7 protein-coding genes are annotated in these 18,822 nt (G+C 39.5%); all 7 read right to left on the reverse strand.

The genetic code is table 11. The annotated features are described in order from the left end of the window. Positions 1 to 32: 32 nt before the first annotated feature. Positions 33 to 4,067 (reverse strand): DEAD/DEAH box helicase, encoded by a 4,035-nt coding sequence (locus DX009_RS03005; RefSeq protein WP_115082963.1) that lies wholly within the window; start codon positions 4,065 to 4,067, stop codon positions 33 to 35. 445 nt (positions 4,068 to 4,512) lie between these two features. Continuing rightward, positions 4,513 to 5,430, reverse strand: coding sequence for an IS982 family transposase (locus DX009_RS03010; RefSeq protein ID WP_115082805.1), 918 nt, complete (start codon positions 5,428 to 5,430; stop codon positions 4,513 to 4,515). Between the two features lie 299 nt (positions 5,431 to 5,729). After that, the gene (gene sov / locus DX009_RS03015; RefSeq protein WP_115082964.1) at positions 5,730 to 13,340 is read right to left on the reverse strand and encodes a T9SS outer membrane translocon Sov/SprA; all 7,611 of its coding nucleotides are present in this window, start codon (positions 13,338 to 13,340) and stop codon (positions 5,730 to 5,732) included. Between the two features lie 73 nt (positions 13,341 to 13,413). After that, positions 13,414 to 14,031: a Holliday junction branch migration protein RuvA gene (gene ruvA / locus DX009_RS03020; RefSeq protein ID WP_115083800.1), complete on the reverse strand. Its 618-nt coding sequence runs from the start codon at positions 14,029 to 14,031 to the stop codon at positions 13,414 to 13,416. A 954-nt stretch (positions 14,032 to 14,985) separates the two neighbouring features. Next, positions 14,986 to 15,639, reverse strand: coding sequence for a YiiX/YebB-like N1pC/P60 family cysteine hydrolase (locus tag DX009_RS03025; RefSeq protein ID WP_115082965.1), 654 nt, complete (start codon positions 15,637 to 15,639; stop codon positions 14,986 to 14,988). A gap of 88 nt (positions 15,640 to 15,727) precedes the next feature. Next, complete coding sequence (gene asnS, locus DX009_RS03030; protein ID WP_040595661.1) at positions 15,728 to 17,119, reverse strand: asparagine--tRNA ligase; 1,392 nt, start codon at positions 17,117 to 17,119, stop codon at positions 15,728 to 15,730. A 79-nt stretch (positions 17,120 to 17,198) separates the two neighbouring features. Beyond that, complete coding sequence (locus DX009_RS03035) at positions 17,199 to 18,701, reverse strand: pseudouridine synthase (RefSeq protein ID WP_006045445.1); 1,503 nt, start codon at positions 18,699 to 18,701, stop codon at positions 17,199 to 17,201. Positions 18,702 to 18,822: the final 121 nt, after the last annotated feature.

The following is an 18,822-nucleotide window of genomic DNA, read 5'->3' on the forward strand; positions in this document are numbered from 1 at the left end:
AGTTTGCCTATACTCTACAGACTAGTTTGGAACTAATTCTCTTTCAATAGATTGAGCATCTCTTCTTGTGTGATGACGTGAGCCATATCGGCTCCTTCAAGAAGCGAATCTGCAAGGTTGCGCTTTGTTTTGTGTAGACGAAGTATCTTCTCTTCAATGGTATGCTGACTGATGAGATGGTAAACCGTAACATCTTGTTGTTGTCCTATTCGGTAGGCACGGTCGGTTGCTTGCTGTTCTATAGCAGGGTTCCACCACGGATCAAGATGTATAACATAGTTTGCCCCTGTTAGATTAAGTCCCAATCCGCCTGCTTTCAGGCTGATGAGGAAGAATGGACACTTACCTGTTTGGAAGTCTTTTACAAGTTGTTCGCGCTTTGTCATTGGTGTACTTCCATCTAAATAGAGGAAAGGTAGTTTTGCCTTTTCCATTGCTTTGCGCACTTCATCAAGATAGCTTGTGAACTGACTGAAAACCAATGCTCGGTTGCCACTGTCGTTAAGTCCTTCTGCTAAATCAAGGAAGGTTAGTAATTTGCTACCAGGTATTTTCCAATTGCTATCTACCAGCGAACAGCTACATGCCATCTGGCGTAATCGAGTAATCTCAGAAAGCGTACTAACGTTGAGCGATTTATCGGCAAGTACAGCAGCCTCAACTTGCCTACGACGTACTTCGTACATAGTCATTTCGTCTGACGACAGTTCTACAGGTATATATATGTCGTTCTTTGTGGGCAATTCTTCTATTACTTCGCTCTTAGTACGACGTAGTAAGAATGGTGAGATAAGGCGGCGAAGCTGACTTTGTCGTTCTTTATCGTTGTTTCCCGCAATAGGTTGTATAAACTTTCGTTTAAACTGTTCAGCACTACCCAATAGACCTGGATTAATGAATTGAAAGAGATTCCACAGTTCGGCAAGATGGTTTTGAATGGGTGTACCTGTCAATATAACCTTTCGGCGAGCCTGTAACAACATAGCAGCTTTCGACATTTTAGTGTTGGCATTCTTTATGGTATGCGCCTCGTCGAGACAAACCACATTCCATTCGCGTTTTGTAAGTTCTTCTTGTTGTGTGTTTAATAGTGCGTAGGTGGCAATAACAACATCGCCAGACTGTGCTTCTTTTATAGCCTTTGAACGGTCGTCGCTCTGGTTAAGCACTATAACATTCAGTGTAGGCGAGAAACGTTTCAGTTCGTTGCGCCAATTAGGTACTACCGATGCAGGTGCAATAACAAGCGAGGCTCCTTCTTTGCTTTGTTCTAAAAGCAATGTTATGGTTTGCAACGTTTTGCCCAGTCCCATATCGTCTGCCAAGCAAACGCCAGCTCCCCATGCTGTTACTTTAGACATCCATTCAAAACCTTCCTCCTGATAGTCGCGCAGTTGTGCTTGAAGTGTTTTTGGAATGCATGGCGTTGTCTTACTACTTTCTTCTATGCGTTGGCGTAGTTTGTTTATAGCCGAATTGCTTTTAAGGTTTAACGACTTGTCGTTGAGCACTTCGCCCAATATAGATACTGCCGATGGAGCCATTTGCAAGTGCGAACGGTTCTCAGAACTTACGGTGTCGAGGCGTTTTAAGATGCGTGTTAGCTGACTGCTTAACGTTATATATTCGTTGTCGCCAATGCGAATATATTTTTGCTTGTTACTCTGTCGCATTAGTTCGAGCAACTTCTGGAGCGACACAACCTGTCCATCGCTAATTTGCACATTACCTTCTATCTCGAACCAGCCACCTTTCTTTGTGAACGATATATTTGCCGAACTGCTGTTTATACTTGGATAATAGTTTAGCTTATATCCTTCGGGCCATTCCATTGTGCAAATGTTTGGATTGTTTTTACACCACTGCATAAATGGTAACATCTGCTCTATAGAAAGTGTTATAGAATCGTTAATGGTGGTGGGCAACCATTCGTCGTCTTCATCGCAGACTTCTGCTTCTATTAGACCTTCGGATATTTGTTTTAGGTTATTCTTCTCTTTCTTCAAACTTCGCACTAGTTGCACTTTCTTTCCATCTTTTTCGGCTATGGTTGTAATATTACCATGCCCTGGCGAAAAGATAAGTGTATCGGTGGCGCGTACTATGGCACTTATATTGAATGCATTTATATTGTTGGGCGTAATGCAGAGTGTTATGACTGGAGGAATATCTATGTGGTCTATGTTGTTTAACTCTTCTACCATATTAGAGTGTATCTCTGTTTTTCCACCTAACATTGTAATTAGTTTTACGAGTAGTGGTTCGGCTTCAACAGGGTATTCCTTTTGTAGGAGTATTTCCTTATAGGTTTTTAGTTCGAATGCCGAAGGAATGATTATTGAGTAATCGGTTTCGGAGTTCTTCTTAGTGTATTGTATTATTCCATTTCTCTCGAGTATTGGCTCTATGTTGCTAGACACGTTAAAGGTACCATTTTTTGTCTTGTCTATTATAAGGCACGGTTTCTCTTCGTGTATAGATACTGGTTGCATAGTGTTGTTTAGCATTATATAGACGTGGTCGCAACCTGTTAGTAAATGCAGATAATCGTTTATACCTAAAGAGTAGTCCCATGCACAAATCTCAGTTATTAGCTTGTGGTCTGTTTTGTCTAATTCGGCAATATCTAATGCTTTTAGTTTACTGATGGATAGTTCTTTGCCCACTGACCAATTACCATTTTTGAGCTTTCTTTTAAGAATAGGCACTATGGTGGAGTAGCGCAAAAGATAGATTAACATATTCTCGCTCATATCTTTGTCGGCGGTAGTAGCCGATATGTTTGATTGTATGAGACTTTCTAACCGCATTTTCCAAGGCTCTGTAAACTTTAAGCTATGAAACAACGATTTGCCTCCGAATTTTCTTTCTAATTCTGCTGCTTCCTCACTATTTTTTGCAACTTGCATTTCGTTCCTCAGGTAAGCCCATCTTGGCTCTTCGCTCACATTCTTTTTATTTTCAGTGAGTGTTCCCAACCGTTGATATATCATTTTGCTAAGCTTAAATATAGCACTATTACGGTTATAGCACTCCAAAAGGTATTGTTCTCTCATTATTATATCAACCTTATCGCAGAAGAATTGTTTAAATGGTGCAACTAAAAAATAGCATGAGTTTAAGCACGAAATATAGTTTTTGCTCGCTGACTTACATTTACTTAGAGAGGCTATCTTTTTTAATGCTTCTGGGGTATTCGTCAGGAGCATAGTCAATACATAATAGTAGTTACTTATTGGATAATAAAATACACCTTTTTCAAGCGAACTCTTATTGTTTATAGTCATTATTTTGACATATAGTTTATAAGCCTTTTCATAGTTCCCTCTGTAAAGTTCCTGAATGGCTATAATTTGTAGAGTAAGCAGATTGGTTGTAGTTGTGTTTAGGTCGGTGTATACATTTCCAGTTGCAAGGAAATAGAAAAATGCAAATACATCTAATACCGATGTATAGATGTTGGTATATGTTTTATTACTATTACGACTAAGTATCAACTCTTTCAGGTATTCCCAATTTATATCTTTGTCTTCATAAAAAGCAAATTGTAGCTTATTTCTTACTGAAGTATTAAAAATATCTTGCGGCATCTTGTCGAATACCTTCTTGTATTTTGTTTGGTCTATCAGTTCAAAAATATCTTTGAATAGAGGGTGATTTATATCTAAGTGTGTGTGTACAGCCTCTGGAAACTCTATATGGTCAATTATCCCAATTAGTTCGCACACAACACGTTTTGGCTTGTTTACAACGTGTTCTTGCTTAAAGAGACTTCTAATATTTCTCAGCAACGTATGGTTTTGTGGTTCGAATAGTTCGAAAATGGCTGGGAATAGTAGCTTATGATGTAAGCTATATTCAATTGCCCCTTTGTGTTTATATGATTTTTTTTCGTTTAATAGCCCTTTCAACGAAAGTTCTTTAAATGCATTCGCTGCAAGTTCTGCAGGCATTAGCTTTGCACCTAATTTTAATATATTTGCTTTATTTTCACTATATCCTTCGAAATATGCCAACAACATTGCTAAGGCTTGTTCGTGCGACAATAACGAGTTGAAGTCTATCATAATGGATTACATATAGTATTATAAAATTTATTGCCGTGTTTTATTAGGCATACACAAAGTTACGATTTATTGCTTAATGCACAAAACTATTCATACTATTTTGTAGTTTGCGGTATATTATTATGGTTGTTTGCGAATGCCAATTGTTATTTCGTTGCAAATGCAATGCATCAACTTTTGCAATATAACATTATATTATAGTTGCTACGATAGCCACAAATGGAGGCAATGTGTAGATGCTCTAATTCCATACTAAAGTGAGACGATAGTTTCAGATATCTGAAACACAACTGACAGATATCTGAGACGAGAGCGACAGATATCTAAAAACCTGAACTCGGGATAAGTTTCTTTTTATTACTCTAATTTATTTATCCTAAAACCCATTTAGCCTCAATCGTCTTAGATTGAGGCTACTCCTTTTTATCAAAAACAAACTGTTTTTTTAGAACAAAGAAAGTTGACCGTTGTGTTGTTCTATGCAGAAATCTAAATTGACTTCAGGTTTCTTTTCAAAGAAGCTATATGCAGCCATTGCTGATAATACATTCATAGCAAAATTAAGTACACTTCTATGTCTAGAGTGGACCAATTGTGCTACATTTTTCAGTTCGTCATTGATAGTTTCAATTACAGATCTTTTTCTTAAAAGCAGTCTATCATATATTGGGATTAACTTGTTTTTCATATTACTTCTTATACCTGTTACCAAGTTAATGCCATCATTGAATAATTTTTCAAATAGTCCCTTAGAGATGTATCCTTTATCGGCAAATAATTTTCCAAAAACATTATCAGTCAGCCTATTAAAGACATTCTCATCTCTATCATCTACATTGGCTTTGGTAAGCATAAAGTTGAGAATTTCCCCTCGTTCATTGCATATAAGGTGCAGTTTAAATCCAAAATACCAACCCATTGTGCTTTTGCCTCTGGTAGCATAATCCTTAAAAACCTTATTGCGGTAAATACGTTTATTATGGCAGACTGGGATACAGGTAGAGTCAATAAAGCTAATACCAGTACATCTGCCAAAACAACATATTTGCAAGAACATCATCATTTCTACCGAAACTCTAGCTTCAAGCTCCAAAAAACGATTATAGGATAACAGATGAGGAAACATATCTGCAAGATGCTCCTTGATAAAGAACATATAATAATGTTGAAAGTTACGATAAGAATTAAAATGAAAACAGATCATTATGGTTATGATTTCTGACTTGCTCATACGCCATTTACGAAGGCGATGCTTACACTTGGTATCATTAGGAAGCCCTATTTTATCAATTTCTGACTCAAATTCTTTGCAAAAGTCATCTGCAATACAAAAGATTTCGGTAATTTTGTCTTTGGTAATCATCGCTATATTAATTGTAAGTTATTGATTTTCAACTATAAAGTTACAAAAATATAACGAGATTACCAACTTTTTTGAGTATTATTCTTATCCCGAGTTCAGGTTAAAACGAACGCCCCTTATATATGAGGCGATGAAGACTCTATTTTTTTTAAAACCTATGAGATAATTTTAATTGTGCTGCGAACAAACTGTAAACGTAGACGGCAACTTATTGTACTAAACCGACATAATAGCCATAACGAATTGGTAGTGTGTAAATGTGGGTGCAATAAATATTAGCCTACATAATGCTACGTTTGCTATCGTGTTAAACTAAGCTTTAAACTGATTCCAAAGTCGTGTGTTGTTGTAGGGAAACTGCTTGACGATAACAATGGTGTATTTATTTGAATGTCGTAGTAGACACTTGCCGTAATAAATCGGCTAAGTGTATAATCGCCCAAGAAAGATGCTTTAAAGGCGGTGTTTCCACTTGATGCAGCAGACGTGAGCGAGGCTATATCGCGCGTAATAGCGGCTTGTTTGCGATAGCTTAGATCGAGGCGGAGATTCAAATCGCGGTTTATGCCACCATTGTTTTTATTGTTTACGCTCTGTGTATTTCCACTTTGCTGATTTTGTTGGCTGCTATTTTTCTTAATGTTTCTTACCAATCTGGTGTTTCTACCACCAAATAGGTTTATGTTGTTAATGCGATAGCCCAAACCAATAACCCAGTCTTTCGATGTTGCTTCGTTTACTTGCACACTTGTCATAGAGAGCGACAAGACACGTGTCTGACGATATTCCAAACGGGCAGTCAGATTATTCTCTAATGTAACATCTATACCAAGCAGTGGAGCGAACGCTTCGTTAATGCTTACTTGCGCTATATTATACATAGAGCTTGGCATTGGTGCTCCCGACGTTGCATCTTTAATAAATCCTAAACCGTTCATATATTCTTGCCACGTACTAAAGCTTTGGTACGATCCGATAGCAAAAATACTCTTATAAGCGTGGTTTATGTTTACGCTTTTAAAAATGTTTTGGAAGAAAGGCAAACGCGAAAGACCACTGTAACGAATGGTCCAGTTGGGTAGCATACTTTTTAGTTTAGGGAATATGTTTAGTCCGTTGCCACCCATACTTGTATATGCGTTTAAGAAGGCAGGTATCATAACATCGGCACTATATTTATTAACAGCACCCACACTGGGGTTAAATCGTCCTCCGCCCATCGACATTGGATAGGCTGCACCTATATATTGTGCTTCTACACGGTTGCGATAGGTGTCGAGCGATTTAACAAATTTGTCGAAACTGGCACTGTAGTATCCGTTGTTAGCATTGCCCATACTTTCGAAAGCAGTTCCTATAGATATTGTTGTCATTGTTAAGGTTCCGCTTTGTGTGGTAGGAATGCCAGCGTACATATATTGAATGCTCTTTGAAACCGTTTCGGTGCGGCTGGCATTTAAGTCTATTTTCAGGTCGCGAATAGGTTCGAGCGTTGCACGGAGTTGTAAATCCTCCGTTTTGTTTGTAGTAGCAGGCGTAGCAATACTGTCTGACACAAGAAGCCATCTGTTGTCTCTAGCCTTTCCAATATAGTCGTCGTCAATAACGCCAAATGCAAAGTCGAGTCCAGGAGCCATAATGCCGCCCTGTCGGGTTTGTCCGAAAGCATCGCCTATAGTAGGCATAAAGCCAGGTAGCGACATAGAGTATTGGTTGCGATACGACAAGCTAACTGTTCGTACCATCATTAAGGCACGTGCCACACATTGTGCTGTTTTGTACCAACCTTTATTGTCGAGAGGTTCTTTAGGAGTAACCGTGAGTTTTAACCGCAGAACAGAGTCGGTTTTGTTGTATAACTTAACTTTGTTCTCGTCCATCTTCTTCCATTTTAGTTTCACAGCATGTCCGTTAATATCTTTCAGCGATACAACAATACGTTTCGTCTTCTTTGCGTGTGCCACAACAATAGCGGTATCGGCAGGTATTGTAACTTCTTTTTCAAAGCTTTTTGCATTCTTTGGCAGCGCTTTCTTTTTGTTGTCTTCGTTTTCTTTCTTATTCTTCGTATTTCTTCCTAACTCTTTATTCAACTCTTCGCTAAAGGCGCTTGCGTCTACACGTCCACGACTATCGAGAGAGCTATTTCTACTAAGACTTGGACGCGACTTATTGAACCTTTCGTTTGTCTTCCTTAAGAAAGGAATATGGTTGTAGAGACGTTCTAAGTTGAACGAACCATTTATATTCAGTGTCCTATTGTTCGTAATAATATTACCCAACGACTCTCCACTCTCTAAGCGTGTTCCACGAACCCATGTATATGTGGAATTGTAGGTAGCATCAGAGTTAATCCAATCGAATATTGGAATCATATTTAGAGGTAACTGATAAGAAAGCGTGAAGTTTTGTTGATAGTCTAACGGTGTACCAAAGTGTTTTAAACTAGTCCACACAGAATCTTTCCACGCTTGATATTGGTCGGCGTAGAGGTCTTTATTTATAGGTGTGTATGGCTCTTCAATTTCAGCGTGTGTAGCACTCTGGAAGTTTATGTGTAGATTGCGTGTTAAGTCCCACCGTACAGAGAAATCTCTGTTCCATAAGAATTGCTCACTAAATGTTAATGGCAATCTGTTCATAGTGGTTGATTCCATATCACGTTCTTGCAACTCGTAATAGTTTCGCGTTATTTCGGAATTAAAAGCAATGTTTTGTGGTAGCCAATTTACTTCGAAACGTTTAAGAATATCGAACCATTTCGATTTACTCTTTATGATGCGTTTGAGTGGAGATAGCGACTTGTATACCGGTGTCCAATTGTAGTTTATAGCACCACGCCAATTGTCTTCATTCTCATACACTGTGGTTTCGCCCGTAGTGTGCGAATGAGAATGGCTGTAAGAAAACGAGAAGTTGGCAGGGTCGTAAGGCATTGGGTGACGTTTGTTTTGTATTCCAACCCGCATATTCGATAGCGAAAAGTTCGTAGTGGTGCGCTTTGTAACTGCTATCGACTCAATAGAGTCGCGTTCGTGTTCGTTTGCAGCACCATCAAGAGCAGCATCTAACAGCATATCTGTATCAAGTGGATTGTACTTCGGACGGCTTTCACTCTTCGTTACACTATAGTATAAAGGTGCAGAAACTTTCGCCTTATCTGGGAAGAACTTACCTAATTCAAGACTCGTTGTAACAGTAACGTCAGTATTTGTTTCCTTTTTACGTGCGTTTACACCTTGCTCCAAACCACCAAACCCATCGGTACTGTGGCTGGCATTAATATCTACTGTTCCAAAGTCAGATAGTTGAATGTTGAGTTGTCCACGTGCTGCCCAACCTCCTTCGTTGTTAAATTCGAGCAAACGCATTTCGTTCACCCATACTTCACCACTTTTCTCACTGCTCGAAAGGTTACGTACACCTATAATCATTGTCTTTATTTCGCCCAATGTAGGATTACCCATTATGCTGACACGATTTGAAGGACGCTTTTCATCGTACATAGAGAACTCTCGGTTGTAGCTTGCTGTTCCGTTTCCACGTCCAATGTTGCGTTTCTTCTTTACATCTGTAAATATCGAAATAGGAACATCAAGCATATTGTCTACTGGCCAAACCGCTTCACAATCTTGTCGCGAATACTTATCGTATTGCTTTTCAGGAGTAAGTTTTAATGGTATCTCGTATTCGTAGTAGTTGTTCTTATAGTCGGACCCCAATCGAACGAACACTGCCAATTGGTTATCAGAAAGGTTGGTAACATTTGGTTTGAGTGCATTGGCGTGTACAAACATTTGTAAGTGCTTGTATTGACGAATATCAAGCGTAGTATTTTTATAGACAGCCTTTGACTCTTTATAGCCTAAGTTCTGTACGGTCATAGCCAATGCTTGCTCGTTGCTTTGTACTAATTGTGGTTGTGATGGGTCTTGCTCGCGCGAAATACCCGGAGGAAGTACATAGTTTACTGGTGTTTTGTCGTTATTTTCCTCTATGCTTACTGCGCCAACAGACATTGTGCCCGATGTTGATGCTGAATTGGTAAGGTTTTGTTGGTATTGGCGCCATTCTCCACGTACAAGATCAAACGTACCAAAACGTAGCACGATAGGTTTTTCGAAGTTTGTAAGGAACATACGCATAAAGCGAATACTTGTAAAATCGCTAATACCACCCATGCGTTTCTGATATTCTCGCACTGGAATACGGAATTGATACCACGTTTCTGGTGCTCCTCCTCCTTTACGTAATGGTGCAACAGTTTCTCGTTTATCAACAATGTAGTTTTGTCCAACTACTAAATCTTGTGGTCTGATGCTTATTTTGTATTGGTAATATTTCTCATATTCGTTGAGCGTATAATCTTGATTGATGTCTTCTATATCTGGTCCCGACTTATACGACGTGTCATAACGTTCGTTGCGGTTATCGCTATCTGGCGAGTTCCCTTGTGGGTTGTTTATATATTTGTAGCGTTGAAGTATAGGCGCTTGTATTCTGTCCCAATCTGAACCACGAAAATAGTGGTAGTTGTCGTTAGCAGGGTCTGCCCAAATAGAATCGAATACTGCCTGATTGGTGTGGCTACGAGCGTATGTTAAGAATGCTTGATAAGAAGGGAAATTACGCTCTTCTTCATCGTTCAGACCGTTCAAACCAACGTCTTGCAATGCACGACTTCCCTTTGTGGTTGCAAAGGCGTATGTTATGGTGGTTTGTGTTGGTATTTTGCCCCATTGCGTAGTTGTCCATGCCTGGCTACCATCTACAGGCATACCACTTTCATAAAACTTCTTACCATCGTGCAATATATCTTCAGACACTTCACCAAGGTTTATGTAGAAATCGCCACCATATAAGTTGGCATCTGTTTGTTTATTTGAATAGATGAATGGGTCGAGTAACCAGAACTCAATATATTCGATGTTCGCCATTTCGAAGTCATTTGTATCGAGCTTACGCATCATACCTCCCCACTTTTGACGTGGATTGGGTAAGCGCCCATTGATGTCGAGCGTTGGACTAAAGTTGTATGGTCCACGTTCGGTAGGGTAGTAAGCAAGATTGAGCACTGACAATGTGGGTGTTGAGCCGTTGTAGTTGCTTTGTTCACGGTTAGGGAAGAGTTCGCGTGTATAAACCTCTCTCACGTAGAAGTTAGATAATTGTTCTAGATCGCTCTTGATGTGGGCTGGTGTAAGTGAACTACTTTGTCGTGTAAATAGTGGGTCTATGTTGTACCACGCTAGCAAACTGCGATTATATCCACTGCTAAGTGTTGTTTTATCTGTTGATTCGGAGAAATCAGAGGGTACACTTGATATTACCCAACTGGTTGGTTGGCTTATATCTATTGTGTTCTTTGTATTTTCGAAGTCGTCTAAATACGATGCGTGGTCTTGTGTGCCGTGACTCTGACCAGCAATTAATTGTGCAAACTCTGCAGAGAACGAAATATGCGAAGGTTGTGTTAGATGCAGGAATGGTATTTTATCGAGCATATTCGTGAGCCACTGACTTTCTTTCTTCCAGCTCATGTTCAATCCCCAAATGGTGTTATTGAGTGGCTCGGCGCCCATATTTACCTTTGTTGTGAGAGCTTGTTCGGATAGGTGCATAAACGTACCACCTATCATAAAGTTTTTAGAGAAGTCGTATTCCCAATTTAATCCGAACATTGTTTTACGTTGTTGTCCGTAGTCGCTTTGACTTTCTAACGAGACGTTTACTGCTGTACCGGCGTCTATAATGCTTTGATTTAAAATTGTAACCTCGCCTGCATTGTAATCGACGCTATAATCTGAGCCTTCAACCAGACGTACTCCACCTGCCGTTACCACTACCGAACCTTGCGGAACATTGTATGCTCCTAACGAAATAACATTAGCACTTGTACCACGATATTGTCCAACAAGCAAGTATTTGTCTTTCTCTGCAATTTGTTTCGCTACCGTTTTGGTAGAATCGTATAATTCTGTGAAGGCATACTTATTAGCCTTTGCTGCTGGAACTCCTTTCGACACCAAATAGTTGTACATATATTCGCCGAATGGTTCTGTAACGGGAAAGAACACACGACCGTTTGAAATGGTGTATCCTTCTACATAATCGTAATATCCATTTGGGTGCGGATTGTTGTTGTTGTCTAAACGATCGGCACCTAACAGTCTTATAATTGGCTGGCTTTTTACTTGTGGTTCTGGTATGTAGGGTAGATAAACGCCGGCGGTATCGCTCTGATACTTTACATCTAAACGGAACTTATCGCGCTCAACTGTAGAGGCAAGGTAGTACACGTTCTTCATCATTAGGTTCCAGTTTGCTTGCTTTGGATTGCTGCTGGTATTTTTTAATGACTTTACAAACAGTGCTTCTGAGACATCGGTTCGATCGCTCGAAAACTCTCCAACTTGATGGGTAACTCCTCCTGATGTATATTCGTAAGCAATAGCAAGCACTTGATCGGTTTGCAAACCAGTACGTAACGACACGTAGCCTAGTGCTTGGTTTACAGTATATTCGGAGCTATTGAGCAGGCGAGCGTTCGACAGTTTCTCGTAGTCTACTCCTCCTATCATACCTAAACCGTCTAGTACTGTATTTACTTGGTCTATGTTGCGTGCTTGTGGGTGACCTTGTGCTATGGTGTTGTACTCGGTATTAGCGTTGTTAGATGGAGTGTTGCCTGTTCCACTTCCCCATAAATCGGTGCGGCTGATTTTTGAGTTTTCGCCTAAATCGCTTAGTGCTATAATGTTTCGTGTATTGGTAGTTGTACCAGTCTTATTGGTAACCCAAATCTCTACACGATTTATGGTGATGCCCGTTGTTAGGTTAGGCAACGTTTTCATAGCATCGTTATAGTGCTCGCGGAATGTATGTGCTAAGAAGAAGTGGCGATTCTCTTCGTAGTCGGCTGCGTCTATCTCGAACGGAGTAAGCTGTTTTCCTCCCCTTGAACTTACGCTTTTGTTTGCCGATTTTTTCTGCGATAGCACAGTTTGTAGCTTCAACTTTCCAAACTGCATATCGGTTCTGATACCAAAGAGCGATGATGCTCCTTGTACGAGCGAATTGTTAGATGGAAACGACACGTTGCCACCTTCTACAAGTTTTATTATTTCGTCTTCCTTTCCCTCGTAGCGCAGCTTGAAGTTTTGTGCATCAAAATCGAATGTGGCATCTGTGTTGTAGTTTAGGTTCATATTCACCTTGTCGCCCACCTTTCCATTCACATTCAAATTTATCTTTTCATCGAAGTTCATCGTTGTCATCTTGCGATTTCTGATGGGTAACGATGGGTTGTCTATATTCTTCAGCGTAGCCCCAAAGCGTAGTTCGGCTGTTCCTTGTGTTCTTACACGTACTCCGCCGGGGCCGAATATCTTCTCGGCAGGACCAAGTGCAAAGTGCATATCTGTGAAGTCGAACTTCTCTTTGCCCTTCTTTTCCAGTATCTCTTTGTTTTTTTGGCGGTAATAGTCGGCAAAGCTACGTTTCTCGCTCCATGCTCTATACTCGTCGGGAGTCATCATAATAGGTGTCGTAATATAGGTATCGCCTATTTTGTTACCTATTATATACATATTTAGCGAGTCGTTATATTCTACACTTTGTTTCAGGTTTTCGGGGCGGGCTAAGTCGTACGACCCTTGCTGCAAATCGTTATATGTAATGGGGGTAGTGCGTTGCACTTTCCAGCGTGGGTGCAATAGCGAGTCGGGTATGTCTTCGTTTTCTAGCTCAACGTCTAATGCTTTTACCTTCTTCGTGGTGTCTGGTGGCGCAATTAGGCTTTGTAGCACGTTTGTAAATGGCAAACTATTTACAAGCGAGTGCCCCAATGCTAACAAGCTAATGCCTGCAAGCAGTAGAAGAATAGGTAATATGTATTTTCTTTGATTCATTAGCGATGACTTTGCATAGCCTTTCTTATCGGAATGTGTTGTGCGATGGAAACGAATGCGCTACGTCTTTTCTTTATTTTATTTGCTTTAATGCTAATTTTACAACTTGTTCTACGGGTAATTCTGGTTGTTCTGTTAATATAGAAACAACAACTTTGGCAGATGGGGCAGGCGAGAAACCTAACATAGTGAGTGCTCCAACTGCTTCGTCTTTCACAGCGTTGTTTACATTAGATGTGTTAGATTGATTGTTTACGTGTACTTCGTCGGCAATGCCGCTTTGCACAATCTTATCTTTCAGGTCTACAATAATGCGCTGAGCTGTTTTTAGTCCGATGCCTTTTACAGTCTTTAGCATCTTGTCGTCGCCATTGGCTATTACATTGCAGAGTTCGGCTGTTGTGAGCGATGATAATATCATACGTGCAGTGTTCGCTCCAACCCCAGATACTGTTATGAGTAGTCGGTAGAGTGAGCGTTCTTGTTTGGTGGCAAAGCCATATAGTGTGTAATTATCGTCGCGTCCGCCAGTCATAATGGCTTCGTGTACGTATAGTTTTATGTTTTTCTTGCCTTGAACTGTGCTATAAGTGTTTAGCGAGATATTCAGTCCGTAGCCTACGCCGTGTGCTTCAACAACCGCTAATGCTGGCGAAAGGTCGGTTAGTTCACCTTTTATATATTCTATCATAAAAAACTTCTTTTGCTTTCCTGCCCTAACAGGTTTTTGTATATACATTTTGATAAACGGACAGGACCGTTGTTTATTGCATTATACACCGAAAAAGCATATTTTTATATCAAAAGAAAGATGTGTGTTAGAGAGAAGTGCTACTGAAAATATAGCACAGCTCCATAAATAATGTTGTGAATATACATACTGATTTCAAAGGAATTATGCTCTTGTTAAATTGCTAAACACAAAAATATTGACTCAATAAAGAAGAAGTGAAGATATTTTAGGAAGGTGGACGATTGTAATGATTTCCATTCTGATATAACAAAACTCTGAGCAATATATTGTTAATCAGGTATTTGTAATAGTACTTAAAATGCGACAATATATAATACAGGTATGCATAATAATCATCTGAATTAATATCTTTTAAGTAGTATAATATCGAATAATAAAGGAGGCTTTTTTTTGTGATATCTAATTCGCAACTGACAGATATCTGAGACGCAACTGACAGATATCTGAGACGCACGCGACAGATATCTGAAAAAAGAGTGTCTAACATCTGATTAATTTTTATAAAATATCTGAGAGCTTAATTTGGAATATGAGTACCAGTAGACACTGTTTATACTTCTCCCATCTATATTCTATTAAACCCAGATATTGCAGAAACAGAAAAACAAATGCTATTTAGCCATATATAGATATATAGATATAATGAGCAATGCGTGTTTACAATATTTTAAGGGCGGCGATATAAGCAAATGGGGAGAGATGGATACAAATGCGAAACTTTAGTAGTGTTATATTGGTGCTTAACTCGATACAACAGAACCATTTATGCATTAAAAACTCTATTTAGTAAGTATTGTAAGTAAACAATAGCTCGCTAAATAGAATTTTTTACGATATGAATAATGGTTCTCTATGTAAGTGCTTGTTAAATAGTAGTTAAGGTGTGTAAACTTAAAAATTGTAAGCTACCTTTATAGCTTTGTCGCGCGATAGTTGTCCTGGATTTGTGCCAGGTTCTCCTTCTGGTACTTCACGGTGATAGAAAGAGTAGAATTGAATCCAGAAATCTAATATTTTTCCGTTTTCATCGTGAAAAGACATCGGGATAGTTGGAAATACATTGTGTCCACGGTGATCGATGTACGATTTCTGCACCAGTTCGCTGCAATATATTTCCTTGTCATCGGGCATATAAAAATGATCGTAAGGTCTACCCAAATAGTTTAATGCTCGTTTCATAGAAGCGCTCATATCGCAATCGGCAATTACTCTTCCAACAGCAACGAGCGGTTTGCCTTCTTTTCCTTTCGTACGTTCAAGAAATTTAGCTAAAGGTGTAAGTACAACCCCTTTGCTGATAGCTTCTAATGCATAATCGGTACTGTCGGTATGATGAAATATAGCTACGTGGTCAATCTTCAGTCCGTCAATACCTTGTGTAGCATCGGTAATAGGATTACTCTCTTCTTTAACAACAAACATTAAGTCGCCTTCATGTAAGTTCTGTAACGATATATTTTCCTCTTGAATAGATTCAGCAGAACAGCCGGTTAGGAGAATCAGCGATAATAAGATAAGGTTTGATAAGGTTTTCTTTAGCTTCATAATAATTGTGTTTATGTGTATTATTGATTTAAGTTCTTACTAAAAAGGCGACCATCTGTTTGTTGATAGTCGCCTTTTGGTTTTATTTTTAGAATTCTGCATTCTTTGGTGTACGTGCAAATGGAATTACATCGCGAATATTTTGCATTCCAGTAACGAAGAGAATTAGACGTTCGAAACCGAGACCGAATCCACCGTGTGGACACGTTCCATACTTACGAGTGTCGAGATACCAATCGTAAACTTCTTCTTTCATACCACGAATGTGTATTTCTTCGAGCAGCTTATCGTAGCTTTCTTCACGAACAGAACCTCCGATAATTTCGCCAATGCGTGGGAAGAGTACGTCAGTACCTTGCATAGTTTTTCCGTCAGCATTCTTCTTCATATAGAACGATTTAATCTGACTTGGATAGTCGGTCATAATTACTGGACGTTTAAAGTGTTCTTCCACTAAGTAGCGTTCGTGTTCACTACTTAAGTCCATTCCCCATTCGGTTATAGGGAATTCAAATTTTATTCCATCTTCTTGTGCTTTCTTCAATATATTAAAGCCTTCTGTGTAGGTAAGACGCACGAAAGTTTCTTTTAACACACCTTCGAGACGAGCAATAAGTTCCTTATCTATCATTTGGTTCAGGAACTCAAGATCGTCCTTACAGTGCTCTAACGCCCAACGAACACAGTATTTAATGAAGTCTTCTTCTAAGTCCATCAACTCTTGTTGGTCTATAAAAGCCACTTCTGGCTCTACCATCCAAAACTCAGCTAAGTGTCTTGGTGTATTAGAGTTTTCTGCGCGGAATGTAGGACCAAATGTATAGATGGCTCCAAGTGATGTTGCTCCGAGCTCGCCCTCCAATTGTCCAGAAACAGTGAGATGCGTTTTTTTGCCAAAGAAGTCGGCACTGTAATCCACTTCATTCGATTTTGCCACACGGTCTAAATCGAGCGTGGTAACTTGAAACATATTTCCCGCACCTTCAGCATCGCTACCTGTAATAAGCGGTGTATGGAAATAGTAGAAACCATGCTCGTGGAAATACTGGTGAATTGCCATTGCCATGTTATGACGAATGCGAAAAACAGCTCCGAATGTATTTGTGCGAAGGCGTAAGTGAGCGTACTTACGCATATACTCAAAGCTCTGCCCCTTCTTTTGCATAGGGTAATCGCTTGGACAAAGACCATAAATTTCAATCTCTTTACACTGAATTTCAGATGTTTGTCCCTTACCCTGGCTCTCTACAAGTGTACCTATTACACTGATACATGCGCCTGTTGTTATATTTTTGAGTATGTCTGCATTTATTGTAGATGGGTCTACAACCACCTGGATATTCTTAATGGTAGAACCGTCGTTCAACGCAATGAAATCGACAGCTTTACTGTTACGATGAGAACGTACCCACCCTCTAACATTAATATCATTTCCAAAGTCGGTGCAACTTAAAGCATCGACGACTTTCGTTCTTTTCATTGTTATTTCTTTATTACGAAAAATCCTCATACACAATATGCTTCATATAGCAGTTGTGTACGAGGAGTTTGTTCTTTTATTATTCAAAAGCTCCCATACGAAGCATATCTACCTCTTGTTCGGTGAGATAACGCCAATCGCCTCTGCGGAGATTTTTCTTTGTAAGACCAGCAAATTGAACACGATCGAGCTTTACAACGCGGTAGCCAAGACTTTCAAAGATGCGACGAACAATGCGATTCTTGCCACTATGTATTTCTATTCCTACTTGACTTTGATCGCGATCGTCAGCATATTCAATAGCATCAGCCTTTATTTCTCCATCTTCGAGCTGAATACCATCAGATATTTGCTGAAGTGTCTGTGGAGTTACTGGCTTATCTAAGAATACATGGTAAACCTTCTTCTTTAAGAATTTAGGGTGTGTAAGCTTGCTTGCTATATCACCATCGTTAGTTAGCAACAATACACCTGTTGTATTACGGTCGAGTCGTCCTACTGGATATATGCGTTCAGGACAAATACCTTTAACAAGGTCCATAACAGTTTTACGTTGTTGTGGATCATCGCTTGTAGTTACATAATCCTTAGGCTTATTTAAGAGAACATATACTTTCTTTTCGAGTCTAACTGGTTGGTCTTTGAATTTAACCTCGTCAGAACGCAAAATTTTTGTTCCCAACTCTTTAACAACTTCACCATTTACAGTTACAGCACCTGCTTGTATGTATTCATCGGCTTCACGGCGTGAACAAACACCTGCATTAGCAAGATACTTATTTAAGCGCAATGGCTCATTTGGGTCTATATTCTCTTCTTTGTATTCTATACGTTTTTTGAATGAATATTTTGCATTTGGATCATAGTCGGCATTGTGCTGACGATACCCACCTTGTTGTCCATATCCACCTTGACGGTTTTGATATCCACCCTGACGGTTTTGGTATCCACCCTGACGATTGTTATTGTATCCCCCTTGATGGTTGTTGTTATATCCACCACGGTTGTTATATCCACCTTGACGGTTTTGATATCCACCACGGTTTTGATATCCACCACGATTCTGATATCCGCCATCTTCACCATTATTATAGCGTGGACGGTATGAATTCTGTGTTGGGCGACTTTGATAACCGCCTTCCTCACCTTCATTCATATTGTAATGTGGGCGATATCCACCACGATTTTGGTAATTGTTTGGTCGGTTTTGATACCCATTACGATTCTGATAACCGCCATCTTCACCATTATTATTATAGCGTGGTCGGTAGCTTCCTTGTTGCTGACGACTTTGATAGCTATTGCCATAATTGTTGGTACGTGGTCGATAGTTTGTTTTACGATCAGCTAAACCGCCTCCTTGTAGATTAGAACCGAAGCCTTCAGGACGGAATCCTTCCTCTTTGTTGTCTTCACGGTTTATTCCATAGGCACGTTGTGCTTGAATACGAGGACGTTGTGGACGTCCTGTGCTGTGGTAGCTTCTTTCATAATAACTTCCTTGTTCGGTAGTTGAACTGTTTTCTCTGATGTCTTCAGCTTGTCCAGATTGATTTTCTTTCTTCTCGAATTCTTCTGCCATAATTTGAATTTCTTTTGTTTTGAATAATACTTAACCTCACGGTCGAAAACTAACTATATTTGTGTTTAAGTTTTGTTTCTAATTCCGTTGTATATATATATAATGTGCAATTTATTAATAT

The organism is Prevotella pallens, from assembly GCF_900454935.1.
GTDB classification, from domain to species: domain Bacteria; phylum Bacteroidota; class Bacteroidia; order Bacteroidales; family Bacteroidaceae; genus Prevotella; species Prevotella pallens.

What these genes read in the sequence shown, in the direction of transcription:
- DX009_RS03010 (WP_115082805.1), bottom strand. Translation starts at nt 5,430, where the DNA reads ATGATTACCAAAGACAAAATTACCGAAATCTTTTGTATTGCAGATGAC.
- DX009_RS03025 (WP_115082965.1), bottom strand. Translation starts at nt 15,639, where the DNA reads ATGAAGCTAAAGAAAACCTTATCAAACCTTATCTTATTATCGCTGATT.
- ruvA (WP_115083800.1), bottom strand. Translation starts at nt 14,031, where the DNA reads ATGATAGAATATATAAAAGGTGAACTAACCGACCTTTCGCCAGCATTA.
- DX009_RS03005 (WP_115082963.1), bottom strand. Translation starts at nt 4,067, where the DNA reads ATGATAGACTTCAACTCGTTATTGTCGCACGAACAAGCCTTAGCAATG.
- sov (WP_115082964.1), bottom strand. Translation starts at nt 13,340, where the DNA reads ATGAATCAAAGAAAATACATATTACCTATTCTTCTACTGCTTGCAGGC.
- DX009_RS03035 (WP_006045445.1), bottom strand. Translation starts at nt 18,701, where the DNA reads ATGGCAGAAGAATTCGAGAAGAAAGAAAATCAATCTGGACAAGCTGAA.
- asnS (WP_040595661.1), bottom strand. Translation starts at nt 17,119, where the DNA reads ATGAAAAGAACGAAAGTCGTCGATGCTTTAAGTTGCACCGACTTTGGA.